Source organism: Cellvibrio sp. UBA7671 (genome assembly GCA_002483145.1).
Classification (GTDB): Bacteria; Pseudomonadota; Gammaproteobacteria; order Pseudomonadales; family Cellvibrionaceae; genus Cellvibrio; species Cellvibrio fibrivorans.
In genome coordinates this window covers 59133-85385 of the sequence record DLHJ01000016.1, presented here as the reverse complement: position 1 = coordinate 85385, position 26253 = coordinate 59133, and the positions used below count along the sequence as shown (strand labels likewise).

At 49.2% G+C, this 26253-nt stretch carries 23 protein-coding genes and 1 tRNA gene; 12 read left to right on the top strand and 12 right to left on the bottom strand.

What is annotated here, in order from left to right; translation table 11 throughout:
- Nucleotides 1–17: 17 nt before the first annotated feature.
- Together B4E62_RS16215 and B4E62_RS16210 are read right to left on the bottom strand one after the other, a co-directional pair.
- A complete protein-coding gene (locus B4E62_RS16215) occupies nt 18–953 on the bottom strand; it encodes a choice-of-anchor A family protein (protein ID WP_331352772.1) in 936 nt (311 codons plus the stop codon).
- Nucleotides 954–1169: 216 nt separating this feature from the next.
- Nucleotides 1170–2396 (bottom strand): glycoside hydrolase family 26 protein, encoded by a 1227-nt coding sequence (locus B4E62_RS16210; protein ID WP_331352771.1) that lies wholly within the window; start codon nt 2394–2396, stop codon nt 1170–1172.
- A 184-nt stretch (nt 2397–2580) separates the two neighbouring features.
- Here B4E62_RS16210 and tsaA point away from each other — a divergent pair, with 184 nt between their 5' ends.
- Together tsaA and serA are read left to right on the top strand one after the other, a co-directional pair.
- Entirely contained in the window at nt 2581–3303 is a 723-nt protein-coding gene (gene tsaA / locus B4E62_RS16205) for a tRNA (N6-threonylcarbamoyladenosine(37)-N6)-methyltransferase TrmO (protein ID WP_310068126.1), read from the top strand.
- A gap of 123 nt (nt 3304–3426) precedes the next feature.
- Nucleotides 3427–4656: a phosphoglycerate dehydrogenase gene (serA, locus tag B4E62_RS16200; protein ID WP_331352770.1), complete on the top strand. Its 1230-nt coding sequence runs from the start codon at nt 3427–3429 to the stop codon at nt 4654–4656.
- 76 nt (nt 4657–4732) lie between these two features.
- Here the strand turns inward: serA and B4E62_RS16195 are convergent, their stop codons facing one another.
- Together B4E62_RS16195 and B4E62_RS16190 are read right to left on the bottom strand one after the other, a co-directional pair.
- Nucleotides 4733–5701, bottom strand: coding sequence for a DUF368 domain-containing protein (locus B4E62_RS16195; protein ID WP_310068131.1), 969 nt, complete (start codon nt 5699–5701; stop codon nt 4733–4735).
- A 96-nt stretch (nt 5702–5797) separates the two neighbouring features.
- A complete protein-coding gene (locus B4E62_RS16190; protein ID WP_331352769.1) occupies nt 5798–6799 on the bottom strand; it encodes an alpha/beta hydrolase in 1002 nt (333 codons plus the stop codon).
- Nucleotides 6800–7001: 202 nt separating this feature from the next.
- Here B4E62_RS16190 and B4E62_RS16185 point away from each other — a divergent pair, with 202 nt between their 5' ends.
- The gene (locus B4E62_RS16185) at nt 7002–8162 is read left to right on the top strand and encodes a helix-turn-helix domain-containing protein (protein WP_310068136.1); all 1161 of its coding nucleotides are present in this window, start codon (nt 7002–7004) and stop codon (nt 8160–8162) included.
- A gap of 114 nt (nt 8163–8276) precedes the next feature.
- Nucleotides 8277–8352: transfer RNA gene (locus B4E62_RS16180), tRNA-Phe, on the top strand.
- 352 nt (nt 8353–8704) lie between these two features.
- On the opposite strand, the gene aga27 is transcribed toward B4E62_RS16180, so the two are convergent.
- The 5 genes from aga27 to B4E62_RS16155 form a co-directional block, all read right to left on the bottom strand.
- On the bottom strand, nt 8705–9922 hold the full coding sequence (gene aga27, locus B4E62_RS16175; protein WP_310068137.1) for an alpha-galactosidase Aga27: 1218 nt from the start codon (nt 9920–9922) through the stop codon (nt 8705–8707).
- Between the two features lie 155 nt (nt 9923–10077).
- Nucleotides 10078–11430 carry a cellulase family glycosylhydrolase gene (locus B4E62_RS16170; RefSeq protein WP_310068138.1) on the bottom strand — a complete coding sequence of 451 codons (1353 nt, stop codon included), beginning with the start codon at nt 11428–11430 and terminating at the stop codon, nt 10078–10080.
- A 30-nt stretch (nt 11431–11460) separates the two neighbouring features.
- Nucleotides 11461–12678: an AGE family epimerase/isomerase gene (locus tag B4E62_RS16165; RefSeq protein WP_331352768.1), complete on the bottom strand. Its 1218-nt coding sequence runs from the start codon at nt 12676–12678 to the stop codon at nt 11461–11463.
- Between the two features lie 3 nt (nt 12679–12681).
- A complete protein-coding gene (mgp130, locus tag B4E62_RS16160; RefSeq protein ID WP_310068142.1) occupies nt 12682–13863 on the bottom strand; it encodes a 4-O-beta-d-mannosyl-d-glucose phosphorylase Mgp130 in 1182 nt (393 codons plus the stop codon).
- Nucleotides 13864–14003: 140 nt separating this feature from the next.
- Nucleotides 14004–15875, bottom strand: coding sequence for a sodium:solute symporter family protein (locus B4E62_RS16155; RefSeq protein ID WP_310068145.1), 1872 nt, complete (start codon nt 15873–15875; stop codon nt 14004–14006).
- A 320-nt stretch (nt 15876–16195) separates the two neighbouring features.
- Here B4E62_RS16155 and B4E62_RS16150 point away from each other — a divergent pair, with 320 nt between their 5' ends.
- The 3 genes from B4E62_RS16150 (at nt 16196) to gshA (ending at nt 19337) form a co-directional block, all read left to right on the top strand.
- Nucleotides 16196–17197, top strand: coding sequence for a LacI family DNA-binding transcriptional regulator (locus tag B4E62_RS16150; RefSeq protein ID WP_310068147.1), 1002 nt, complete (start codon nt 16196–16198; stop codon nt 17195–17197).
- A 98-nt stretch (nt 17198–17295) separates the two neighbouring features.
- A complete protein-coding gene (locus B4E62_RS16145) occupies nt 17296–17628 on the top strand; it encodes a hypothetical protein (protein WP_310068149.1) in 333 nt (110 codons plus the stop codon).
- A gap of 80 nt (nt 17629–17708) precedes the next feature.
- A complete protein-coding gene (gene gshA, locus B4E62_RS16140) occupies nt 17709–19337 on the top strand; it encodes a glutamate--cysteine ligase (protein ID WP_331352767.1) in 1629 nt (542 codons plus the stop codon).
- A gap of 64 nt (nt 19338–19401) precedes the next feature.
- On the opposite strand, the gene B4E62_RS16135 is transcribed toward gshA, so the two are convergent.
- The gene (locus B4E62_RS16135) at nt 19402–19971 is read right to left on the bottom strand and encodes a flagellar basal body-associated FliL family protein (protein ID WP_331352766.1); all 570 of its coding nucleotides are present in this window, start codon (nt 19969–19971) and stop codon (nt 19402–19404) included.
- A gap of 239 nt (nt 19972–20210) precedes the next feature.
- On the opposite strand from B4E62_RS16135, the gene B4E62_RS16130 reads away from it, so the two are divergent.
- The gene (locus tag B4E62_RS16130) at nt 20211–20708 is read left to right on the top strand and encodes a disulfide bond formation protein B (RefSeq protein ID WP_331352765.1); all 498 of its coding nucleotides are present in this window, start codon (nt 20211–20213) and stop codon (nt 20706–20708) included.
- A gap of 134 nt (nt 20709–20842) precedes the next feature.
- A complete protein-coding gene (gene rsd / locus B4E62_RS16125) occupies nt 20843–21307 on the top strand; it encodes a sigma D regulator (protein WP_310068160.1) in 465 nt (154 codons plus the stop codon).
- 81 nt (nt 21308–21388) lie between these two features.
- On the opposite strand, the gene B4E62_RS16120 is transcribed toward rsd, so the two are convergent.
- On the bottom strand, nt 21389–22132 hold the full coding sequence (locus tag B4E62_RS16120; RefSeq protein ID WP_310068163.1) for an FKBP-type peptidyl-prolyl cis-trans isomerase: 744 nt from the start codon (nt 22130–22132) through the stop codon (nt 21389–21391).
- A gap of 439 nt (nt 22133–22571) precedes the next feature.
- On the opposite strand from B4E62_RS16120, the gene B4E62_RS16115 reads away from it, so the two are divergent.
- Complete coding sequence (locus B4E62_RS16115; RefSeq protein ID WP_331352764.1) at nt 22572–23423, top strand: hypothetical protein; 852 nt, start codon at nt 22572–22574, stop codon at nt 23421–23423.
- A gap of 78 nt (nt 23424–23501) precedes the next feature.
- On the top strand, nt 23502–23783 hold the full coding sequence (locus tag B4E62_RS16110; RefSeq protein WP_331352763.1) for a DUF2789 domain-containing protein: 282 nt from the start codon (nt 23502–23504) through the stop codon (nt 23781–23783).
- Nucleotides 23784–23790: 7 nt separating this feature from the next.
- Here B4E62_RS16110 and B4E62_RS16105 read toward each other — a convergent pair whose 3' ends face one another.
- A complete protein-coding gene (locus B4E62_RS16105) occupies nt 23791–24291 on the bottom strand; it encodes a TIGR02444 family protein (RefSeq protein WP_331352762.1) in 501 nt (166 codons plus the stop codon).
- Between the two features lie 50 nt (nt 24292–24341).
- On the opposite strand from B4E62_RS16105, the gene B4E62_RS16100 reads away from it, so the two are divergent.
- The gene (locus tag B4E62_RS16100; RefSeq protein ID WP_331352761.1) at nt 24342–26252 is read left to right on the top strand and encodes an ATP-binding cassette domain-containing protein; all 1911 of its coding nucleotides are present in this window, start codon (nt 24342–24344) and stop codon (nt 26250–26252) included.
- The last annotated feature ends 1 nt before the right edge of the window (nt 26253 follow it).

Sequence of the window (26253 nt, the reverse complement as noted above, 5' to 3'; positions counted from 1 at the left end):
TTAAAAACACTTTCAACTTAGCTGCGACGACGCAAGCGAGTAAGCCCCAACAAGCCCAAACCACTCAACAACAACACCAAAGAACCACTTTCCGGTACCTCTTCGGTAGGCGGGGTGTAATCCCAGTAGTAGTGATGAATTTGACCCGAGCCGGTGTAAGATTTAGCAGCCAGGGAGCCGTCGATATCATTCATGATTTTCACATCAGCATCCAATGCCAACACATTTCCTTTCCAACCATTACCCAAATTCAGGCTGGTAGCATCGTAGAAATTCCACAGGATGTTGGAGTAGGTGCTGGAGGTGAAACCATTGCCGCTCAAATTCACTGAACCCGGATTGCTTAGAACAGAACCGGAGACGTTGATGACTACCTTGCCTGCATTACCAAAATTCAATTGCCAGTTGGCGTTATTGGCAAACAGATCGCTACCCGCAATATTGAATACCACCAAATCAGTAGCAAAACCGCTGTAACTCATAGTGGTGCCAGAAACGCTCCCCACTTGGGTAAAGTCGCGATAAAAATCTGACTCAGCGCTGAGGGCATCATAAAAACCGTCAAGCTTGTCAGTCACAGCACCCACATCATCCAATTCCCTTACGCAGGAATTCTGGGGCAGACCGCCTTCATTACAGTTGAGGTTGCCGATCGACTTGGTCTCGCCATAACCCAAATAACCATTCTGGATAGTTAGGTTGGGCGAGGTGACGCTGCCGAGCACTTCAACGTTGTTGGTGGCATTGAATGACGAATCTGTCAGGTGCGATCCAAATTCGCCACTGGATTTCAGGTCACCGCCAATCAGCGCCTTGCCGTAAACCTTCACATTGCTGTTGGTATTCAAATCGCCAAACAGAATCAGGTTGTAGTCGCTCAAAGGTGAGGCAGATGCCATCGCCGACAGCGATACCAATCCAGCTACGGCAAATATTTTGGAACAAAACGTCATAAAAGTATCCTTTGTAGTAGTGTCATCTTATTTGTGTATTCACCACTAAGCACAAGGTATGCCTATTTAATTTTTTCTAGTGATATCAACAATTCGCGCCAACTAATGCCAAATACGTCACATTAAAGTGTCAATTTAGCCGACAGCTATAAAATGACAGCGAAAGACATCATTTTATTAATAAAAATAAACAATCGATTTTTTCATCCAAAAACGCTATTCGTAAAGCTTTGGAAGCTCACTCTCAAACAGCACAAAAGGATGGGCTAAGAAGGTTTTAAAATCCTCGGCTGTCGCCTGCCCCGGATAGGGTGCAAAAAATTGTTCTGATTTTTCTCGCGCCAGATTGGCATTGCGCCAGACCATCATGTAGGTGATTTGCTGCGCCTCGGCGCCCGCCAAAATCGGGTTGAGGATGCGCTCAGTCCAGAAGTTGTGAATAGTTAGCCGGTTGTTGCCCGTCTCCGTGAGCGCAGCAATTTTATTGCGCGCCTGGGCAACTTTGACGATGCCTTTGAGCGCGGTGACAAACCCTGCTTTTTGTTCATCCACCGACGCGGTATTAGCTTCATGGCCAACATCCCAATAATTATCCAATCCAATCACATCGACATATTCATCCCCCGGATAACCATAAAAATAATCGCTCTCGAATTTGCTTAGATCGATGCGGCTGCGGTCGGGTGAGTAGGCATAGATAAGGTTGTGGACACCTTTTTCATCGCGCAGGTATTTCACCGTGAATTGCCAGAGGGCGATGTAATCCTGCTCGCTCACATGGCCTTTGCCCCACCAGAACCAATCGCCGTTGTGCTCATGCCAGGGGCGGAAAATAATCGGAATAGCGTGTTTATTGCCGGCCGCATCGGTTGCTACCAGTCCTTCATTAAAGGCGACAAAAGTATCGAGGTAAGCCTTAAACACGTCGTGCTTGGCTCCGCCGGGAACCAATTCGTGCACCGTCGGGGTTTTATCCCATGAATTGGCGCCGGATACCGGGCTGTACATATGCCAGCTGATGGTAATAACTCCGCCACGGCTGTAGCCCGCCTTAATCCACTCCTGCATTTGCTTGAAGTTGACCCCATCCAGATTCTTTTCGTGTCCCAATTCCAAACCGCCCAACTCCCAACCGTAGACGGCCGGGTTGGAACCGGTCACATCGCGCACATCGGAGCGGTCGAGATCGCCCTCCCAATTGACGCCATAAGCGAGGCTATCTTCATGCCCGAACAGCATGTGCCGGCCGCGTAAAGCGGCGAGATTGTTGTAGAGCGCGAGGGTTTCGGCGCTGGCATTTTTGTCGCTGAGCTTGTGAGCGTAGCGTTGCTCAGCGATAGGTGGTGTACTTGATGACGAGGACTGCTGGTCGCACCCCAGTAGCAATCCGCAGGTGGTCAGTACCGCGAGTGCTGTGCGAACAAGGGAATAAGATAGGCTCATGGGATCTCCCAAGCTGTAGATAGTTATTGTTGGATAACGTATTTTTGCACAATGTAACCGATTTCATTAACTGTATGCCAGCAGTTATGGCGCAGGATTGTGCCATCCCTCAACTAAAAACGGTTGAGATAGCGCAAACTTTTGCCTAGCCTTGCGCCACTTCACTTCTGCGCAGCGACCATTTATGGACTTCAACTTCCCCGCCATCGGCCTAGTGCACTCCTGCTTCAAGGAGAAGTTTGGCATTCCCCGCCAACCGGGCCTGGCGCCGCTGGCCTGCGCCGAGATTGAGCTACTGCCGCCCTATAACGACCCTGCTGCATTTGAAGGCATGGAAGGTTGTACCCATGTGTGGATTCAGTTTGTCTTCCATGCCAATAAGCGCGAAGAGTGGAAAGCCAAAGTTAAACCACCGCGCTTGGGTGGTAACAAAACCCTCGGGGTATTCGCCACCCGCTCGCCCACCCGCCCGGCGCCGATCGGTTTGTCGGTCGTGCGTTATCGGGGTGTCAGCGAACGCAAGGGAAAACTGTTTGTGCAGATCAGCGGCGTGGATTTGCTCGAAGGTACACCGGTGCTCGATATCAAACCCTACGTGCCCTACGTTGATTGTGTATTGGAAGCAGAAAATTCGTTTGCCGATGCACCACCCGAGCTGATCGCTGTGGATATCCCCGCCACGCTCATGGCGGTGTGTGTCGAGTATTGGCAGCGTACAGGCACTGACCTGGCCGGTTTGATCACCCAAATTCTGCAACAAGACCCGCGCCCTCAATATCAGCAACTGGACACCGAGCGGATTTACGGGATGCGCTTACTGGATCTGGATGTGCGCTGGCGCTATCGCCAAAACGGTGCCGACCCGGCAATTATTCTGGTCGATCTGCAGGGGGCGCAGCCCGCCTGAGCTGTGGTATGATGCGCGCCTTTTTCAGCCTGCCCCTTCCGTCTCCCGTTTGATGCCCTAGCTCCCGGAGACGCGCTGACCGACTTTTAATTTTAGGTGCCTGGCACTTTAGGAGTTGTTCCCATGAGCAAGACCTCGTTAGACAAAAGCAAGATCAAGTTTCTGTTGCTGGAAGGAGTGCACCAATCAGCGGTGGATAGCCTGAATGCACAGGGCTATACCAATGTTGAATACCTGAAAACCGCATTGGGCGAAGATGAGCTTATCGCCAAAATCCAGGATGCCCACTTTGTCGGCCTGCGCTCGCGCACCCAATTGACCCGCCGCGTCTTTGAAAATGCGCCCAAGCTGATCGCCGCGGGCTGCTTCTGCATCGGCACCAATCAAGTGGACCTGAAAGCGGCGCAAGAGCACGGCGTTGCGGTCTTTAACGCGCCCTACTCCAATACCCGCTCGGTCGCTGAATTGGTGATTGCCGAGGCAATTTTGCTGCTGCGCAATATTCCGCAGAAAAACTTTGTCTGCCATCGCGGCGGCTGGGACAAATCGGCCAATGGCTCATTTGAGATTCGCGGCAAGACCCTCGGCCTGATCGGCTATGGATCGATTGGCAGCCAAACCAGCGTGCTGGCAGAATCCCTGGGCATGAAAGTACAGTTTGTCGATGTGGTCACCAAGTTGCCGCTGGGCAATGCCACCCAGGTACGCAGCCTGGATGAACTGCTCGCCACTTCCGACATCATCAGCCTGCATGTGCCGGAAAACCAATCGACGCAAATGATGATTGGCGCGCGTGAAATTGGCCTGATGAAACCGGGGGCGATCCTGATCAACGCTTCGCGCGGCACAGTAGTGGATATTGATGCGCTGGCCGATGCCATTAAGTCCAGCCACATCGCCGGCGCTGCAATCGATGTGTTCCCGGAAGAGCCCAAAGCCAACGGCGACGAATTTATCAGCCCACTGCGCGGTTTGGACAATGTGATCCTCACCCCGCATATAGGCGGCTCCACCATGGAAGCCCAGGCCAATATCGGCTTGGAAGTAGCGGAAAAACTGATCAAGTACTCTGATAACGGCACCACCACCAGCTCGGTCAACTTCCCTGAAGTTGCCCTGCCCGGCCACCCGGATGCGCACCGCCTGCTGCACGTCCACGCCAACGTACCGGGCGTGTTGTCGAAAATTAACAAGATCTTCTCCGACAACCACATCAACATCGCATCTCAATACCTGCAAACCAATGACAAGGTGGGCTACGTGGTAGTGGACATCAACTCCCCTTACGATGAGATCGCACTGGAGCAGTTGAAGAATATTGAAGGGACTATTCGTTGCAGAGTGTTGTTCTAAGCATTACCAATTTTTAATAGCTCAATAAAAAAACGCCGCGTCCAGCAATGAACGCGGCGTTTTTGTTAGCGCAGGATTAGACAGAGGCCGGAGCTGTGGTACGACGCTTGATCCAATGTGCCGCCAATTCCACTCCCAGCACCAACGCCACACCCAGAAAGGCCCATAGTATGGCCAAGCCGATGGTCGGCTCATTGCCCGTCACCGCGAGAAAGTTGAAAGGATTGAGGTTTTCTTGCTGCAACACCACGGTGCGACCATGGCTGTCAGTTGTAGTGAGCAGGGCGTTTTTCCAGGGCCAGGTGACATAGAGTGACCCCACCAGAAAGCCGATCAGCACCGACAGGGTTTGGTTGTGATAGCTGTGCAGCAGCCAGAGCAGGAAACGCGAGAAGACCACTAAACCGCAGATACACCCGGCGCCGAACCAGAGTAATTTCACGATTTCCAGATTGTGGATTGCCTGCAAAAATACCGGATACAGACCAACCAACAATAAAATAAAACTCCCGGAAATGCCCGGCAGAATCATGGCGCAGATGGCAACAAAACCGCCGAGGAACAAAATCCAGCCGTGCCCGGGCAACTGCGCGGGCGCCATAAAAGAGATGGCGAGAATAAATGCAATGCCGAACAGCAAACCAAAGGCTTCAGTCAGCCCCCAACCACGCTGCTCGCGCACCAAATGATAAATCGACGCGGCGACCAAACCGGAAAAAAACGCCCAGACCAAAATCGGGTAAGCATCCATCGCCACTAGTACCACTGCAGCAAACGTCTTGAGGCTGATAAGAATGCCGCCAAACAAGGCCACCAGAAAATTGCCATTAATGTATTGCCAGGTTTTAACAATCCCCTCTCGCTTGAGCATCAACAGCACCGCTGGTGTACAGCGTTTGAGCGAACTGAGCCACTCATCGTAGATACCGGTAATAAATGCGATGGTGCCGCCGGAAACGCCAGGCACTACATCGGCGGCCCCCATACACAAACCCTTGAGCAGGATAAACAAGTAGTCTTTAATCGTTCGGTTGGGCTGATGCAAAGCAAGCTCCTTTTCTACGCTGGTCAGGTAGAGATAATGGGAAAGGGGAATAGTAAGCTGGGGCGAGTGTGCCTGATGAGCGCGCAGATCGACAAGTCAATCACCAAAGAAGTGGCGATTAATCGCCGTAAAAACTTGCGCCCGCAAATCGCTGCTCTCATTGACCAGTTGATGCCCGGCACCAGGAATCAACTCGATCCGGGCATTGGGCAATGCGCGCCAAATCTGCTGCAAGTTGTAACGCCAGGCGACTGTTAAATCGTCAGTACCCTGAATGACCAAGAGCGATTTCTCAAGCGGGGGAAAACGGCGAAACTGCTGATCCCAAGCTTCCATCGCACCCACCCAGCGCACCGACAGCGTGCGCGATTGTAAACAATCCAGCTCATCAACAAAGCGGATAAAGTCCGGATTGTGGGAATTACGCGAGCGGCCGCGCGGCATTCGCTTGATAAACGAGTGCACCAACGCATACAAAAACCGGCCGGAATAGCGCCAGCCGCGCGGCAGTATCAGCGGTGCGCACAAGGCGATGCGCGCCAACCAAGGCGCCGGTCGCGCACTGTCGTAACGCCAGAGATAATTCAATAACACTGAACCGCCGGTGCTCTGCCCCAAGGCAAAGTAAGGTGCGGGCAAGAGTTTCTGTGCAATGGTTAAAATTACATCCAACACATCGGCATAGTGATCAAACGAATCGATTGCAACCTGCTCTCCGCTACTCAGGCCATGGCCAGGCAAGTCAAACGCCAATACCGCAAAGCCTTGTTGCAGACCAAACTCAATCGCATTGCCAAAAAGCCCCACGTGATCGTAATAACCGTGCACCACCACCAAAGTACCTTTAGGGTTTTCCGGCAGCCAGTAATGGGTGGCGTTGCGAAAACCGCACGCATCGATTGCGCCAAAACCATGGGTGATGCCCGTATGGGTTCGCGCGAAATTGATCGCATAAAAATCCAGGTAGGCCTGCACGGTGGCATCTGTAGCCCAGTTCGCATCCGCAGCGGGGGAAAACAGAAGTCCCGGCAGGTGCGCCCTTAAAAAGTCGCGCCCCGCAGAATCGAAATGGGATTGACTGCCTCTGGAATCACTCATAGTTTGCTTATGTATCCGGTAACAATAAGAAAATAGCCGCCGATTTATGCACATTCACATTAACGGGTAAAAATAGCGGATGACAACGAAATCACAGCATTCAGGAATTCGATGCGACACAACCCATGCCATCCTCTATAATCTTGCGGTCGAACCACCAGACCTAAAAAACACATAACAATGACAACCAGGGTTTGAACTCATGCAAAAGCACATATTCAACATACACGACGTGATTCTGTTTATGACGGTCGCCGAGTGTATCCTACTGGTAATTTTTCAGGCGATACTCCCGGTCAAAAATCAACTCGCCAACCGCCTGCTCAGCATTTTCCTATTATCGATTGCCGTCAGCTCAGCCTGCATTATGGTGCTCTGGAACGACGATGTAATGCTGTTTGACCTATTTGATGAAACACTGCTGCCCTACTTTTTGGCAACAGCACAGCTGCTTAAAGGGCCGATGCTGCTGTTCTATGTAATATCGCTCACCGAAGACGCATTCCAGTTTGCCCGGCGCCATTTGCTGCACCTCATCCCCATTGTGATTTCACTCTTGTGGCTCTTGGTATTCCAACTCGACAGCTCTGACTTGCGCTTTAAAACCATTGGTCAGACTGAAACCGAGCGCCAAATTGCCAATAGCCTCTGGCATTTTATTAAAATCATGCCGTTCTTTTATGCGCTCGCCGCCGTTAACCGTGTGCGCCTGTACCGGATCGGTTTGCACAATCAATACTCCAACTTTTCTCCCACCGAACCCACTTGGCTTAATATGCTGAGTTTGGGTTTTTTGTTTACCTGGAGCTTCTCAATTCTGGTGCATGTTGTTGCCAACACAGTGGCACTGGGTGCTCCGCAAATATCTGATCTATTTGGAATTACCGAAAACTACATTATTTTCATTTTGATCAATGCATTGTTTATCAACAGTGTGGTGCACACCCACAAATTACTCACCACCAAACCGGAAGTCGCCAAAGACAAAACCGATGAAAAACTGACCGACTCAGCGATTCAAAAAGTACAGTTAGGCATGGAAGTCCAGAAATTATTTTTAAAACAAAACCTGAATATCGATGAGTTTTCCAAACGCATCAACCTGCCGGTAAAAGAAGTCTCCGCCGTAATCAACAAACACTACGGCACCAATTTTTTTGAATTTATGAACAGCTACCGAGTGGAAGAAGCGAAACGTTTGCTGGGCGACGCTCAACACGCCGATATGACGGTAATGGATGTGTTATTGCACGCAGGCTTTAACAGTAAATCGGCTTTCCATCGCTTTTTTAATCGTTTGGTGGGAATGTCGCCGACTGAATACCGGAAGCAACTTTTACAGAAAGACGTGAAAACGGTTTGAAAGAGCGGATGTAATAACTATTTTTACTTTTTGGTATTGACTCAAAATGCCCAAGCGGGTTTAATACGCGCCTCTTGCGAAGCGAGCTTCACACAGCAAACAAGCAAGTGACACGCCCAGATAGCTCAGTCGGTAGAGCAGTGGATTGAAAATCCTCGTGTCCCTGGTTCGATTCCGGGTCTGGGCACCATGATTCCCTTGTGGATCAAGGTGCTAAAATCACGTACTTGATCGTCACAAAGCGTCTATACCAATGCGATAGACATGAAAAAAACCTCCCGCGCGGAGGTTTTTTTGTTTATACACAGCATCAAGGCAAATTTGCCAGCGCACCACCTACCCACCCACTCAACACCCAGCGCTTGGCGAGAATAATCTGCCTCATTAATCCCTGTTTAAATTGGCTCACTTTAGTTGCATGAGCATTGGTATCGGCAGATACACCTGACCGGCCCGTAAGCCCATTCTGGACATGGACACCAGCATCCACACCCAATAAAAAAGCCAGCGAAAGCTGGCTTTAGAGAAAACAGATTTTTAGATCACTGTGGAATTAACCGCAGCACCCTGACACCATGTGCAGGCACATTGATAGTGAGTTTTTCTGCCGTGCTGCCTTTTTCATCGCTCCAGATATCGCGCCAGTTGAATTTTTTCTTGTCGAAGAAAATTTCGTGTTTGCTGATATCGTCTTTCATGTAATGGAATGCCCAATCCAAACTATAAGTCGTTGCCGCATCGGCGCGATTTAAAAACAGGACAGCAAACTCACCTTTTTCCAAGGGTTTTACAAAAATTTCAAAGTCGCCTTCATCAATCCATTTCATGGCTTGCACACCTAGCTTGTCCTGATTGATGGCAAGTGTATCTTTGTGGGTGAGAATTTTTTTGGTGGCCTCGCTCATGTTGCGCAAATCATTACCGGCGATCAGTGGTGAAGCCATAATTGCCCAGAGCGAAAAGTGCGCGCGATCTTCCTCTTCGGTCATGCCGTTGCCGACTTCCATCATGTCCATATCATTCCAGTGTCCCGGACCGGCGTATTTACGCAAACCCGCTTGTTTATCGAGGATGGGCAATACGCCCCATGACGACCAGGAGCCGTGGTTGTGCTCGCAATTCCAGCAGGGATAAATATCGCCGGTGGTGCGCCATGAATGACCAACGTCAGTTGCCCACTCCCAGGGTTTGTTATCGCCCCACTCGCAAATGCTAAACAACATTGGGCGGCCCGCTTTATAAATCGCATCACGCATAGTGGCGTAGGCCGATTTGGGATTGATATCTTTGGTATCGCACCAATCGTATTTGACGTAATCAATTCCCCAGCTCGCATAAGTAACTGCATCTTGATACTCATGACCACGGCTACCCGCACGACCGGCACAGGTGGTTGCGCCTGCGTCAGAATAAAGTCCGATTTTTAATCCTTTAGAATGCACATAATCAGCAAGCGCTTTCATACCCGATGGAAAATTCTTTTTATCAACTTGGATAAAACCTTGTTTATCGCGTTCACCGTGCCAGCAATCATCGATATTAATGTATTCATAACCCACTTCTTTCATGCCCGATGACACCATCGCATCGGCCATTTCACGAATCATGTTTTCATTTACATTGCAGGCAAAAGTATTCCAACTGTTCCAACCCAACTGCGGCGTTTTGGCGAGCTGATCAAATTTTTGCGCATGGGCTTGGCCACCCAGCACCAGCGCTGCGGCAATAAAACCGAGACTGAGCAATAGTTTGTTAGTCATAAAATTTACCTGTGTAATTGCAGTTTTTATTTGAGAATGTCGTTTTTAATTTAAGAACGCCGGTGTTTTTATTTATGGATAATACTAATCATACAAATTAAATGATTTGTAAAAAAAACTGCAATTCACATTGCAGTTTTTTACTGTTCAATCATTTATTTTTTATTGAGAGCGTGAATACTATTATTAAATTGTTGGATGATCGCAATGGTCGAGGTATCTGTATCGAACACACCGTACATACCCTGCTGCTCTTGTGGTGGATCGCCATTCAGGTCATCGCCTTCCTGCCACCAATAATTACTGCGCGTCGTGCGCCCTGCACCATTCCATGCCCAAAAATTGTAACCGGCAATTGGCTCGCCTTTTTGCATGCGCGGCAGAAGCACATCGAACACCTGCTGATAAAATTTATCGCGGTATTGCGTAGTCGCTTTAATATCGTATGAACCCATATCGCGATCCAAACCAAACTCCTCCAATACGATAGGTTTATTTATCGCTTTGGCAGCATCGATGTGCGAATTCAAATAATCTTTACCTTTTTCCCACCCGGTATCCCAGGTTTCAGCCGGTTTGGTCTTATCAAACCAGCCCCAATTTCTGATCCACATATGGTAAGTCAGGTAATCTACATTCACTGAACTGTGCGCATCGGCAAATAATTTTGCATCGTTAACAGAACCCATCAGGCCTTCACTACCGGTGCTAACCAAATGGTGTGGATCGAGACTTTTGATGTAAGCGGTAACCCCATTGATCCAATCAATATAAATTTGTTTTTCTTTCGCCGTGGTTTTGGAATTGCCCGGACGCGGTTCATTGGCCAATTGCCAGGACATAATCGTTGCATCATCCGCATAGGCTTTGCCATTGACAGTATTTGTGCGAGTGATAATTTTTTTAATGGTATTGCGATACTCCTGCTGCGCTTTTTCGCTCTGATAAAAGCTGGCAGATTTGGCCATGAAGCCTTCCCAATCATTGGTGACATTCGGGTCCTGTACCGGTTGGCCATCAATCCAGCTCATGTATTGCGTCATACCGCCAGACCATTGCCAGAAATTATTAAAGTACAACACTACCGTCATATCGCGCTTGGCCAATTCAACCAATAAATAGTCCAGACCTTGCAGCAAGCTTTCATCGTAATTACCAAAGCCATTTGTCGTGGCCGGTTTTACCGATGAATTGATATCGCTTTTTTCCGATACTGCCAGTACGCGCAAATTGTTTACACCCATTGCCTTGAGCGTATCCAACTCTTTGGCCAGGCGCGCGCGATCACCTACCTTACTGGGCGAACCTAAATAGGCTGCGTACCACATATTGGTACCGGCGATGTAATAGGGCTGGCCATTTTTCTGGAAATGCGTACCCGAAACTTTGACAAAACCGTCCGCAGCGGGCCCGGCAGAAGCCACAGATTGGGTGTTATTACAGGCGACCAAGGCAAACAAACACGCCATCAAAAACGCAGCAATTGAAAATCGATTGTATTTATTCATTATTTATTTCCGCTGAGAAAAGTAACCAGTTCAAACACTTTTTTGCAGATAGCGAATTGCTTCCATCATTGCGCGACCATTGTGATAGGGGCATTTCCAAAAACCCACTTTATAGTAAGAATCAGAATTCAGTTTATTCAGGCTGGATAACCAAAACCACTCGCCGCGCTCATGATCGATTTGATAGGTTTTAATAAACCTCCAACAATTTTCAGCCGCGCGATAATACTGCTCTTCACCGGTAGTGGCATAGGCATACAGAAAACCAACCAGAGCCTCAGCCTGCACCCACCAGACAGTATCTACATTAGTACGTCGGGTAGAAAAATCAAACGAGTCGATCACCTGCCCGTGCTCACCAATAGCCTCATTTACAGTCACCTGTGCAATGCTGATCAGTGTCGGCGTTAATTTGGAGGTGTACACTGCATCACCGAGTGATTCCAATGCTTTTGCAATTAACCAACTGGCTTCAATATCATGCCCGTAGGTATAACCCGGAGAAAAATCTTTCCACTCCAGATCCATAAACATACGCAGGTGATGCGTATTTTTATCGATCATGTACTTATCGAACATCTCAATATTGTACCTAAGCGCTGCTTTGACTTCTGCGCCGGGGTGCGCCTGATACAAGGTTGTATAGGCTTCCAGTATGTGCAAATGCGTATTTTGGGATTTGGGGTAGTTCAAATCTTTTTCGCTGAGGCGCAAATCATCAATCACGCCCCACTCGCGTGTAAAGGCTTCAAGATAACCTTCATGCGCGTGATCAATTGCGTATCGTTCAACTAAATTAAAACATTCCAGCGCATGCGCGAGTGCCTGTTCGTCGCGCGTGAGCTGGTAGTAAGCGCAGAGCGCATAAATCGTAAACGCCTGCGCATAAACTTGCTTTTTGGTATTAATGGGCATGCCAGCTGCATTTAATTCCCAATATACACCGCCGTGTTCATTATCGAAAAAGTGCGCTATCACATAATCGTAGGCGCGCGTCGCGCAATTGCGATAAACGGGGTTATCCACCTCCTGCGCGACTTCGCTAAAAAACCACAAAATACGCGCATTTAAAATAATCCCCTTGCTCGCATGTTTGACCGGCTGATTCTGCGCATCAATTTCGCCGTAAAAGCCACCCTGCTCATGATCGACTGTATGTGCAGCCCACCAATCAGCAATAGCAATTAACTCTGCTCGAAATTCTTGTTGCAGTGGTGCAGAACGCACAGGAAGACTTGCGACCTGCATGGGTTACACCAAGTCCTTAAGCACTTTTAAATTTGCACTGATCAATTCATTGCGCACCGCAACAGAGGCAGCAGAGCGCAAACCATCTGCCGGCGTGTTTTTGCAATAGTCGATCAGCTTTTCCACGGTTGAAGTAGCAACATGCATGCGCGTATCGGATGACGCGTAATAAATAAATACTTCATTTTTTTCATTCACTATCCAGCCATTGGCAAATGCCACGTTGGAAACATCGCCCACACGTTCTGCGCCATGCGGTGCAATAAAATGGCCTGCCGGGCTGTGCGTAACAACCCAGGGGCGCTCCAATTCCGTCATGAACATATACAATGTGTAACGCAAACCTGCAGCAGTATTGCGCACGCCGTGCGCGAGGTTTAACCAACCTTCTGCGGTTTTAATTGGCGCCGGGCCCTGGCCATTTTTGACTTCTTTAATGGTGTGGTAAACCTTGCCGTCTACGATCACTTCCGATTTCACTTCAGCGCGGGTCATGTCGTCCACTAAACCCCAACCGATACCGCCGCCACCGCCAACACTGATAAAACCATCTTGCGGGCGCGTGAACAAACCGTATTTACCATCGATAAATTCCGGATGCAAAACCACGTTGCGCTGCTGGCCGGAGTAAGTAATTAAATCCGGCAAACGCTCCCAGCTAATTAAATCTTTAGTGCGCGCGATACCGCATTGGGCTTCTGCTGCAGAGGTATCGTTAGGGTGATTTAAATCTTTGCGTTCGGTGCAAAATAAACCGTAGATGTAGCCATCTTCATGCGCGGTCAAACGCATGTCATAGACGTTGGTATCCGGGCGATCCGTTTCCGGCATGGTGATGGGATAATCCCAAAAGCGGAAATTGTCGATGCCGTTCGGGCTTTCAGCAATCGCAAAAAACGATTTGCGATCAACACCTTCAACACGCACGGCCAAAATATATTTACCGTTCCATAAGATCGCACCTGAGTTAAATGCGGCATTAACGCCCTGGCGCTCCATCAAATGCGGATTGGTTTTTTCATTCAGATCGTAACGCCAAAAAATAGGCGCATGTTCTGCGGTGAGAATCGGGTTCTCGTAACAATCGTAAATACCATTGCCCTGCGCTTTCACAGTATTTTTTTTGGTGACCAGCACTTCGTGTTGTTGCAACAGCGCCTTGGCTTTTTCTTTAAAACTACTCATGTTCCCAATACTCCAATGAGTTTTGCTAGTGTGTCGTTCTGATAGGTGTTTCATCACCCAACGGATTTAAACGTAATCGATTACACCGGTAGTTAAAATTTTTTGCACTGCAGGAAAATCTGCAGCGCAAAAAATAACTATCAGGATTTAGTTAATAAATGTTCGTCATTAGTGCCTTGCAATAGCACCGCAGGTGTATCTGCTGCATAGTCTTCCAATTTTTTGTACCAGTTAAACCAGAGGAAAATACTGGTAATAACCGCAATAACCATAGCGATAATAAATTCAGGCCAGTGTTTGATCACCATGAAAATCGGCGCCGCCACCAGTGAGGTTTGCCATACAATTCCCACCACTACATTGATTGCATCACGCGCAAAATTTTTGTTGGCGCCAACTTGCGGATAGTCTTTTTGCACTTCGGCCAATACTGGCGCCCAGAAACCCCAGGGGCGAACTTTGGTGTAAAACTTTTTCAGCACGTCCATATCATCCGGTTTGGTCAGCAGCGATCCAATTACACAGGCGGCGATACAGGCAATGAACATAAACGGAAATGCATTAATGGGAGATATATCGGTAAAAATCAGTGGGAACGCAATGGCAAAACCAGCGACCATTCCCCAGAAATACCCGTACCCATTAAAGCGCCACCAATACCATTTGAGGACATTGGATGCGGTGTAACCACCATAGAGCGCGCTTACCAACCATTGAATAACTTGATTCAAGGTGGGGATAAAAAAGCCGATCGCTACGCCGAGGATTACAAACAACACCGAAATAAAATAACTCATGCGCACATAGGTTTTTGGCGCTGCATCCGCATTGATATAGCGTTTATATAAATCATTCACGACATAAGCGGGCGCTGCGTTTACCGTTGCCGCAAAGGTAGACATAAACGCAGCGAGTAAACCGGCAATTAATAATCCCAATAATCCACTCGGCAAAATCTCACCCGCCAATACCATTGGCAATATCTGTTCAAAATCGACGTCTTTGCCCATCGCATTTAAATCGCCCATAAACAAACCCAGCGCAAGCACGGTTAAACCGGCAATCAGCATGTAGCGCGGGAACATTAAAACGATGGTGACAAAACCACTCATTTTGGCAGCATCTTTCGGTGATTTTGAGGAGAGCACTCGCTGCATATCATAAGTGGGTTGCGGCCCGGCCAAACTTTGCAAAGTACCTTTAAACAACATCAGCATAAAAAAGATGGCAAATAATTCATAACCATCGGCGTCGATTTTGTCATTGGCAGCTGCCAGTTTTTCTGACCAATCCAGATTCAATTCCCAACTGAAGAAAATACTGGTCCAACCTTCCGGGATGGCGGCATTGAGCATTTCCGGTGAGACGCGCTGCATGGCAATAACACCAACCGCAATGCAGGCAATGGTCATAATCACAAATTGGAAAACTTCAGTGAATACCACGCTGAACATGCCGCCTTTCACCACATAGAGCGTCGTAATCGCAGTGATGATCAAACCGTAAAACACGTCATTCATGTGCGAGTCGGTGGACAATTGCCAAGGCATAAATACTGCCGCAAATTTTCCGATACCGATAAATCCATAGGCGATAAACCCGATCACATTGACTAGCGCAAACAGCACCACAATTAAATGCGAAAGGCGCGCTCCGCGTCCCTCGCCAAAGCGGAAAGTAATCCACTCTGCGCCGGTCATCACACCAGAACGGCGCAGCCACGCAGAGAGAAATACCATCAGGAAAATCTGGTTGAACACCGGCCACAACCAGGGAATAAACACGCTGGTCAGCCCATACACAAACAATAAATACACCAGCCACATGGTGCCGGAAATATCGAACATGCCGGACGCATTCGACAGGCCAAGCTGCCACCAAGAAAGTTTATTGCCACCGAGAAAATAACTTTTAATATCTTTTGACGCGCGACTGGAAATCCAGAAGCCCACCACCAGGGTTGCAATGACATAGGCAAGGATGATGGCTATATCCAGAAGTGGAAGATTCATGAACAGATTCCGAATTTATTATGTAGATCGAATGATCGCTTTTCTTATCTGATCCCATTACTTCCGTGCGGCAACTCATCAACAATAATGTTTAACAGAGGGGCTGAGACTCAGGGTAAAACGGCAATCGTCAGTGTCAGATCATCCAAGCATATATCAAGAGTGACCATAAGCACCGACATGGCAAACTAATGTAACCGTTTACATGTTATTTTTCTAGTCTCTTTTGACGAGCTGTAGTAAATTTTCCGGCAAATAAGTCAATCTTCAATAAATCCAATCTCAACTCACCCCCATATCGGCTCCTAAAGGTCGTTTTTATGTCCAATATTCGCGATGTTGCTCGCCTGGCTGGCGTATCTGTTGCAACTGTTTCACGAGCCCTGAGCAACCCCGAAAAAGTCTCCGACGAAAGCCTGGAAAAAGTTCACAACGCAATCGCGCAAGTCGGCTATCGCCCCAATATGCTCGCACGCAACTTCCGCTCGGCGCGCGCCTATGCGGTCGTGGTGCTGGTTCCCGATATCGCGAACCCTTTCTATTCCCTTTTTATCCGTGCCCTGGAAGACCGCGCCCAACAAAAGGGCTACGCGGTACTGCTGGGCGATACCCGTGGCACACCTGAGCGGGAAATGGAGTACATCCGCCGTGTAGAAACTCGTCTGGCTGACGGTATAGTGCAGCTACGCCCCAGCTCGGAAAAAAGCCAGAACAACATTCCGCCCGATATCCCCTGCGTCAACGCCTGCGGCTGCGAATACACCACCGGCCCGGCGATCCGCATCGACAACCGCGCCGCCGCCAAAACTATGGTGAATTACCTGATCAGCCTCGGCCACAAGCGCATTGGGGTGATCTCTGGCCTGAAGGACAACCCTCACGCCATCGACCGCCTCGAGGGTTACAAAGAAGCTCTGGCAGACGCGGGTATACCCTTTGAGAAGGATCTGATTGCCGAGGGCGACTTCACCATGTGGTCAGGCCTCAACGCTGCCTTCCAGTTCTGCAATATGAAAGTTCGCCCAACAGCGGTTTTCTCGATGAACGATGAAATGGCGATAGGCGCTATGCAAACCCTGAAAAACCAGGGCATCCGCATTCCGGAAGATATGTCGGTCACTGGTTTTGACGATATCGCCTACGCCAAATATTCCGACCCCAGCCTCACCACTATTTCGCAACCGGCGGAAGAGATGGGAAAAATGGCGATGGATATGCTGCTAAAAGTGATTGAGGGTGAACCGCTGAGCCAGCGCGAGTGTGTATTGCCAACGGAATTTATTATCCGCAAAAGCACCGGGCCTGCGCCGGGTAAGAAATAACTTGAAGTTGGGCGCTGCCACCCCCACATCGGCGCCTTACTATTCTTCAACTTGTTGTTAAAAGCGCTTGGCATTTTTTGATCAACTGTGGGTGGATTATGAGTGACCTATTTATTCTGCAAAACCAAGACAAACTTTTTCTCGGCCGCCAAAACAACTGGCTGGATGGGCGCGATCTGGCTGCGCTCTACAAAACCGTACATAAGGATGAAGCCATCAACCAGATGTTTGAAGCCAGCTCCAAAGACTACCGGCAGCGCATTAAAGTGCTCAGTTGCAGCGCCAATGAGAAAGGCTTGCCAGTGATCGACCCGGAATTGATGCCCGAACCACTGCCCAAAGCAGGTAAAGATTTATTTGAAACCCTGGAGCAGGCTGCAGCACCCGGCGCACCGGATGAATCCTCGGCACCACAGGCTGACTTGACCTAAACTTTGTCCACTTATCCCTATCCCGTTATTTACGCCCCCTGCGGCCTACCCGATTGCTCTTGCAGCTAAAGGAATCTGAAGTGTCTGTATCCCAAGGCTTAGACCAGCGCCTATCGCACGAACTGCTCGCCACCTTCGCTGAGCCAGCCAACAATGCCAGCTTGCGGGGAATATTGCGCGGGCTAGAAAAAGAAAGCCTGCGCGTTACACCGGAAGGCACACTGGCGCAGACCGATCACCCACAGGCACTCGGCTCAGCACTCACGCACCCGCATATCACCACTGACTACAGCGAAGCGCTGCTCGAATTCATCACCGAGCCATTCACTGATGTGGAACATTTGCTCGAGCAACTGGATAACACCCATCGCTTCACCTATCAACAACTCGACAGTAACCGCGAACGCCTTTGGCCTGCGAGTATGCCTTGCACGCTAGGCAGCGATGCGGAAATTCCGGTTGCGCGTTACGGCACATCCAACAGCGGCAAGATGAAAACGGTGTATCGCGTAGGATTGGGGCATCGCTATGGCCGCTCCATGCAAACCATTGCGGGTATCCACTACAACTTTAGTTTGCCGGATGATTTTTGGCGCGCGCTGCAAACACAGAGCGGCAACCAGCAATCACTACAGGATTTTAAAACCGAACGCTACTTTGGCTTGATCCGCAATTTTCGCCGCAATTTTTGGTTGCTGATTTATTTATTTGGCGCATCGCCTGCAGTCTGTTCCTGTTTTGTAAAAAATCGCGCGCACAAATTGCAGCCGTTTCCCGCCGCTGAAGAAACCATGTATTTGCCTTATGCAACATCGCTGCGTATGGGCGATTTGGGCTACCAGAGTGATGCGCAAAAAACCCTGTTAGTGAATTACAACAACCTCAGCGATTATTTAAAAACATTGTGCGGTGCGATTACCCACAGCCATCCAGCTTATGAGCAAATCGGCGTAAAAGATAGCGCAGGAAATTATCAGCAACTCAACAGCAGTTTGCTGCAAATCGAAAATGAATTTTATTCCAGCATTCGCCCCAAACGCACCACCGAGCGGGGCGAAACGGCATTGCAAGCATTGCGCTTGCGCGGCGTGGAATACGTGGAAGTGCGCTGTGTGGATTTAAATCCGTACGAGCCGCTCGGCATTACCATCGAGCAGATGGAAGTGATGGATGCATTTTTACTTTACTGTTTATTGAGCGATAGCCCGGCAACTGACGAGCGCGAATTTTATCAGGGGCAGGAGAACCAAAAGCGCATCGTCAATAGCGGACGCGATCCAGCACTGGAACTATTGCGCGGCGATAACAGCGTACCCATGCGCATATGGGCACAGGAAATTTTGCAGGGCAGCACTGCCTGTGCGGAATTGCTCGACCAGGCTAAAGGTGGCGATGCTTATCGTCAGTCACTCACCCTGCAATTTGCCAAACTGGAAAATCCCGAGCTGACGCCTTCAGCGCGTGTACTGCGCGATATGACCAGCGCGCAGCAAAGTTTTTACGCGCACACACTGGCATTGGCTGAACAGCATCGTGCTTATTTTGCAACGCGGCCATTGGCAGAAAAAGACTACACAGAATTTGCGCAGATGAGCGCGCAGTCACTGCAAACACAAACGGAATTGGAAACTAAGCAACAAGTGAATTTTGATACCTATCTGGAAAGCTATTACGCCCAGTATCGCGGTTGTACCGGTTGCGGAAGTTAAGGCAGGCATTATTACGGCGCAAATAGTGAATCAGTCGCCCGCAACGAGCGACTGATTCACTGCATTATTTCTGCACGACAAAATTATTGAAAAACAAATCAGACGCAGGGCCTTTGACTGGCTTGATAGAATCGAGGGAAGGTGCCGCCGATGCTGTAGCATCCTCCATTTTATGCTCAGGTTCTTTTTCATCATCGTGCTTGGCAATTTTTTTAGCGGCATCTTTCTTTTTATCCGCACCGTGTTTTTCGTCATGCTCGTCGGGATCGTGCCCTTCCACTTTCAAGAGCGCTTTATTAATTTCAGCCAACGCATACACGCGTAAATATTCTTTACCTTCAGCGGTGCTGATCGCCTCTTCCGTTTGCGCGCTAAGGATACTCACCAGACGATCGCGGATTAATGGTAAGTGATGCATCACCTCAGTGGCATCCTCTCCGGTTTCTGTGCGAATCGATAATTCCGCCTTGATAAACCGCGCCTTACCCGGCCCACCGTAATTCACCACTAACGCAGGTTCCAGCGGAATATAATTAACCCCCTCCGCTACCGCAGGTCCACCACCACTGGCCAAGGTCGGCAGCGCCGATACCCACCCAAGGATTGCAACACAATATTTAACAGCCACTTTCATATTCGCTCCAAACATCTGAACTTGCGCGCTACTTTGCGCTCCAACTGACGCGATAATCGCACTGCCCCAAAGCATAGACTATTCCGCTGGCGTCAGGCTGCGCTTTTGCGTTGCCATTGCACAATCGAGAGCAGAAAACTACTGGCTCTGGTGCAGGCTTATTGCTTACCATTAGCCGCACCCCTTATCGACCAAACGCACACCCAACAATAAGCAGTATCCCTTTTTAAGGATTTATTATGATCCCCAGTTTTCGCAACACCAATTTTCTTATCTTTATCGCCTGCACATTAATGATCCTCGCCGCTTCCTATATGGAGCACGTGATGAAGATGATCCCCTGTTCGCTGTGTATCACCCAGCGCGGTTTCGTGGTCCTCACTGGCCTCTTGGCACTGGCTGCAGCACTGCATAATCCTGCGCTCACTGGCCGGCGCACCTATGCCGTATTGGGTATTGTCAGTGCCATCCTTGGTGCCTGTTTTGCTGGTCGCCAACTATGGTTACAAAGTTTACCTGCCGATCAGGTGCCCGCCTGTGGACCCGGTTTGGCTTATATGTTTGAAGTGTTCCCGTTTATGGAAGCGCTGGAGCTGCTACTGCAGGGCGATGGCAACTGTGCCCACGTCGATAAAATCCTTGGTCTAAGCCTTGCCGCCTGGACGTTTATGGCCTTTATCGGCTTGGCTGCAGTGAACCTATACCAACTGCTGCGCAAGCAAGACAAACTGGTCTAGGTGTCTTGCCCTCACGCAGAAGATGGCCTATTGTGGCAAACTCAAAACCAACAGCAGTGTGTTTGACTCTTCCTGAAGCCAGCGTGCGGCCTCATTAAAAACACACTGCGTCGAACAACGCATAGGATTACCTGATGTTAGAAAATTGCAAAAGTGCCAAAGAACGCTGGGGCGGTGTGAGTGAAATTATTGATCGCTGGCTGGAAGAGCGTCAGGCAATGCTGGTGCAATACTGTGCACTGAGCGGCTTGGACCAGGACTTGAGTGACCTGCAGCGCGGTGAGAAATTGCGCAGCTTTTGCCAGATCCTGGTGGACTATGTATCCGCTGGCCACTTTGAAGTCTACGATCAATTGATCAAAGAAGGGCGCGAGTTTGATGACGCAGAAGCCCTGCAAGAAGCCAGCAAACTCTATGACACTATCGATACCACCACCGAAAGACTGCTGGATTTCAATGATAAGTATTTAGAAACCGATGACATCAGCTCGCTCACGGCCGACCTGTCGCACTTGGGCGAAGCACTCGAAGTGCGTTTTAGTACCGAAGACCGCCTTATCTCGGTGCTGCACACATCGCACAAAGATTTGGTTAGCTAATTAGTCAAACCATAAAATTACTGCCATAAAAAAACCCGCTCATGAGCGGGTTTTTTTATCGTCATAAGATCGGGTCAAATCTTATTTAGCTTCTGCCGCAGCTTCAGGCGCTTTGATTTCCAACAATTCAACTTCAAAAATCAAGGTTGATGATGGTGGGATTGGGCCTTGACCGCCAGCGCCGTACGCCAACTCTGACGGGATTACGATTTCCCACTTGGAGCCTTGTGGCATCAATTGCAGGGCTTCAGTCCAGCCTGGAATTACACCATCCAACGGGAAGGTTGCTGGTTGGCCATTTTTAACAGAGCTATCAAATTCAGTACCGTTGATCAGCTTGCCGACATAGTTAACAGTAACAGTGTCAGTCGCTTTTGGCTTGGCGCCTTTACCTTCGGTGATTACTTTGTATTGCAGGCCGCTTGCAGTGGTAGTTACACCTTCTTTAGCCTTGTTTTCTTCGAGGAATTTTTTGCCTTCAGCAATATTGGTTTCGCTCAGTTTCTTTTGTTCTTCTTCTTGTTTAGCCATGGCTTTTTGCTGAACTTCCTGCATGATCTTTTGCATATCTTCTTCACTGATGCGAGAAGGTTTGCCATCGCGGATATCAGTCAGCGCCAATGACAATGAGTCAGGCTCAATGGTCAGGCCACCATTTTGCAGGTTTTTACCCAAATTTTGACCAATGATGTAGTTCGCTTTTTGCTCCAGAGTCGCCAGCTTTGCACTGTCATCAACCGGTTTTGCTTCTTCTTTTTTGTTGCAGCCCATCAAGCCAGCAGTAGCAGCCATCAGGCCAACAACCAATAAACGTTTGTTAAACATAATGCACCTTATTAGTAATCATTGATTTGTAATCGTTGTCTGTGTGAAGCAAGCGTGCCGCTCACTTGGTCCTAGCCGACACCTTATACTGCGGCGCCAGAGCAGGCGGCAATGGTATACCAACTCCAGCCAAATGTGCGCGTTTTTAGCGCCTACCCATGTTAAACCGCTAGCCAAAGTGTGTGCTGCAGCCCATTTACCTCCAGGGCGCTTAAGCGGCTAGCATCAGAACCGGTTCAGACTGCTTGCTTTTCACAAAGTTCACGTCCTTTACCCTCTATCGCTCAGGGTTATTGCCAGCTAAAGTACAAGCCCATCGCCCCGCATAGAGGCATACACTTTTTAGTGGGGCGCAGCTACAATTCGCCCGAAATGCATCAACAATTTGCTGTGCCACTCATTAGACGTTTTCAACGCTTTTTTCATACAGGTATTTTTTATGGCCGCCACCAAAACTCCAAAAAATTCAATTGCTGAATTGGAACAAGAAATCGCCAAGCTAGGTGCTGCGCTGGATAAAGCGCGCGCGCAAGAACTTGCTGCTGCAGAAAAAACAGTTGCTGCGGAAAACAAAGCGCTGGTCAGCGCCAAGAAAAAAGTGGCTGACCTGGCGAAAAAAGAAAGCAAAACGCCCGCTGCCAAAGCGCGCCTGAGCCAGGCGAAAAAAGATTTAGCCGCGCAAGCCAAAGTGGTTGCAGGCGCACAAGCATTGCTGGACAGCTTAAAAGCAGCGCAAGCGGCGAGCAAAGAAATTGCCAAGGCGGTTGCAGAACAGCTCAAAGGCAATGCTAAAAAAGCCGGTAAGGCCGCCAAAGTAAAACCTGCAAAAACAGCTACAGCAAATGTTGATGCACCCAAAGCTGAAAAAACCGCAACCAAAAAAGTAGCGAAAAAGCCCGAAACAAAAACAACAGAGCCAGTAAAAAGCGCCGCAACCAAAACCAAGGCGACTAAAGCCAAAGCGACCAAAATCAAGCCTACTGCAACACCTGAAACTGCCCACGCTGCAGTTGCTGCCGAACAGCCAGCTCCAAAAGTTGCAGCCGCTAAAAAACCTGTCGCAAAAAAAGCCCCTATTAAAAAAGCGCCAGCCAAAAAAATAGAAAGCACCACTGAAACTGCTGCACCTGCACCAACTGCTGTTGTTGAGGCACCTGCTGCCCCAGCAGTTGAAGCACCAGTTGTGGTTACCGAGCCATCTGCTGTTGAAACACCGGCAGTCGCGGCGAGCATCGAATCACCTTCGACTGCCACACTGCCCTTCGATGATGACCAAGGTTCATTAAATTAAGTGCCAGCTGAATCACGTCGGGTTACATAAAAAAGGGCGCCAACGGCGCCCTTTTTTAATAACAAAAGATTCAAACCTATGCACAAAATCTCGGTCATACTCAAGCAGGATAATCAGGAGAGCTTCGTCATGCACACATCCGCTATCACAATGCCGCAACTGTTTGAGCAATTAGGGTTGGATTCCAGCAACCTGGCTATAGCGCGCTTTATCAAACATCATCATTTACCTGATGATATTAAGCTGCAAGCCGCTGATTTTTGGACCCAACCGCAACGCCAATTTATCAAAGATAGTCTGCAACAGGATTCCGACTGGTGTGAAATTGTCGACCAGTTGGATGCGCTCTTGCGCCACTGAGTCAGTACTATTTACCGAGCAATGCCAGCAATTCCGAAATCGCTGTATCAGCAACATTAAGTTGCCGTAAGTAAAAGCGCAGATTTTCACCAGCAGCCGATAGATACGTATTGGCTGTGCCTGGATTCTCCCAAGTGTGCGCCAATCCTTGCAATAGCGACTGCAATTGTTTTTCCGCGAGCAATTCCGCCTGTTTAATTTGGCTGCGCACTTGTTCGATATCCGGATCCGCACCACCAAATTCTGCTTTCATCCGCCGCCGCAATTGTCGCAACGGTACAACATAGTGCTCGTCCCATGCGTGGATACGCTTCTGCGCGTTGCGCAGACGCGCTGCATCCAGAGTTAATCCTCGCTGTTCCAGCCAGAGGCACCAGAACAATACATTCACATTTACCCCATGCTCATCTTGCAGGCGCAGGCACGCATCCGCCACACCGGCGCGGGCATACTGGCGCAGGGAAAAATCCCACAGATTGGATCTATCATCGAGTGACGCAGTGGGCATAACAAAATCCGCTAGCAGAGGTTTGGGGCAAGTCTGCTAGAATGCGCGCCATGATTCAATTACAAAACACTTCCGTTCAGCGCGGCACCAAATTTTTATTAGATGGCGCCGACCTCACTATTTATCCGGGCCAGAAAGTCGGTTTGATCGGCGCCAATGGCACTGGCAAATCCACCTTGTTCCAATTGTTGCTCGGCAAACTGCACAGCGATACCGGCACGCTCGATATCCCCAAGCAGTGGCGCGTCGCGCATATGGCGCAAGAGGTGGGGCACACCAGCCGCAGCGCGCTCGATTATGTGCTCGATGGCGATAGCGAATTGCGCCGTCTGGAGCAGGAAATTGCCACTGCGCTGCAAGATCCGGAACACAATGGCGAACAGCTCGCGCACTTGTACAGCGATATGGAAAATATCCATGCGTACACCGCACCCTCGCGCGCGCAGCAATTATTAAATGGTTTGGGCTTTGCACCAGGCGATGATAAACGCCCGGTATCGGATTTTTCCGGTGGCTGGCGCATCCGTTTAAATCTCGCCCAAGCATTGATGTGCCCATCGGATTTATTGCTGCTCGATGAACCGACCAACCATTTGGATTTAGATGCGACCCTATGGCTGGAAGAGTGGCTCAAACGCTATCCCGGCACCTTGATTATTATTTCGCACGACCGCGATTTTCTCGACAATATTGTCGATCGCATTGTAAATATTGAAAAACAAAAACTCGATAATTACAGCGGCAACTATTCAGCATTTGAACGCCAGCGCGCGGAAAAACTTGCGCAGCAACAAGCGAGCTTTGAGAAGCAACAAGAGCGTATTGCGCACGTCGAAAATTATATCCGCCGCTTCCGCGCGCAGGCGACCAAAGCGCGTCAGGCGCAGAGCCGGATCAAAGAATTGGAGCGCATGGAAAAAATTGCGCCTGCGCATATCGATTCGCCATTCACCTTTACTTTTAAATGCAACGACAAGATGTCGGTGCCGCTGGTGCACATCGCGCGCGCCGACATTGGTTACGGCACTAAAGTCGTTTTAAATAAAGTTGAATTGAGTATTCGCGCCGAAACCCGCGTAGGCTTGCTCGGCCCCAACGGTGCAGGTAAATCGAGCTTGGTAAAAACCCTCGCCGGTTCCTTACCTTTGTTAGCTGGTGATCGCACTAACGGCGAACATTTTAAGCTCGGCTACTTTGCGCAACATCAATTGGAAGCACTGGATATTAATGCTTCCGCGGCATTACACATCCAACGTTTGGCGCCACAGGCACGCGAGCAGGAAATCCGAGATTTCCTCGGCAGTTTTGATTTCCACGGCGACCGCGCCTTTGAACCCATCACCCATTTTTCCGGCGGCGAAAAAGCGCGTTTGGCATTAGCGATAATCGCATGGGAAAAACCCAACGTATTATTGCTCGACGAACCCACCAACCATTTGGATTTGGAAATGCGCCACGCGCTCACCATGGCGCTGCAGGAATTTGAAGGCGCGGTGATTGTGGTATCGCATGATCGCCACTTGTTGCGCAATACAGTGAATGAATTTTTGCTGGTTGCAGATGGTAGTGTGAGTGAGTTTGATGGCGATCTGGAAGATTATTACAAATGGATGCAGCAACAAAAAACCAATGCGGCTACCGCTGAAAAAGAAACCGCCATTACCAGTGAGAGCGACAGCAAAGTCGATAAAAAAACCCAGCGCCAACAGTCGGCAGCGCAGCGTGCGCAGTTGAAACCACTCACCAACAAATTAAAAAACCTCGAAAGCCAGCTGGAAAAACTGCAGAAGCGTTTAGCCGAAATCGAAACTTTATTGGGCGATAGCAGTATTTACGAGGATAAAAACAAAACCAAACTGCAAGAGTTATTGGCCGAACAAGGCAAGCTGCAAGCTCAACTGGAAGAGACTGAAGAAAACTGGCTGATGGTCAGCGAAGAATTAGAGGCGGCAAGCCAATAAG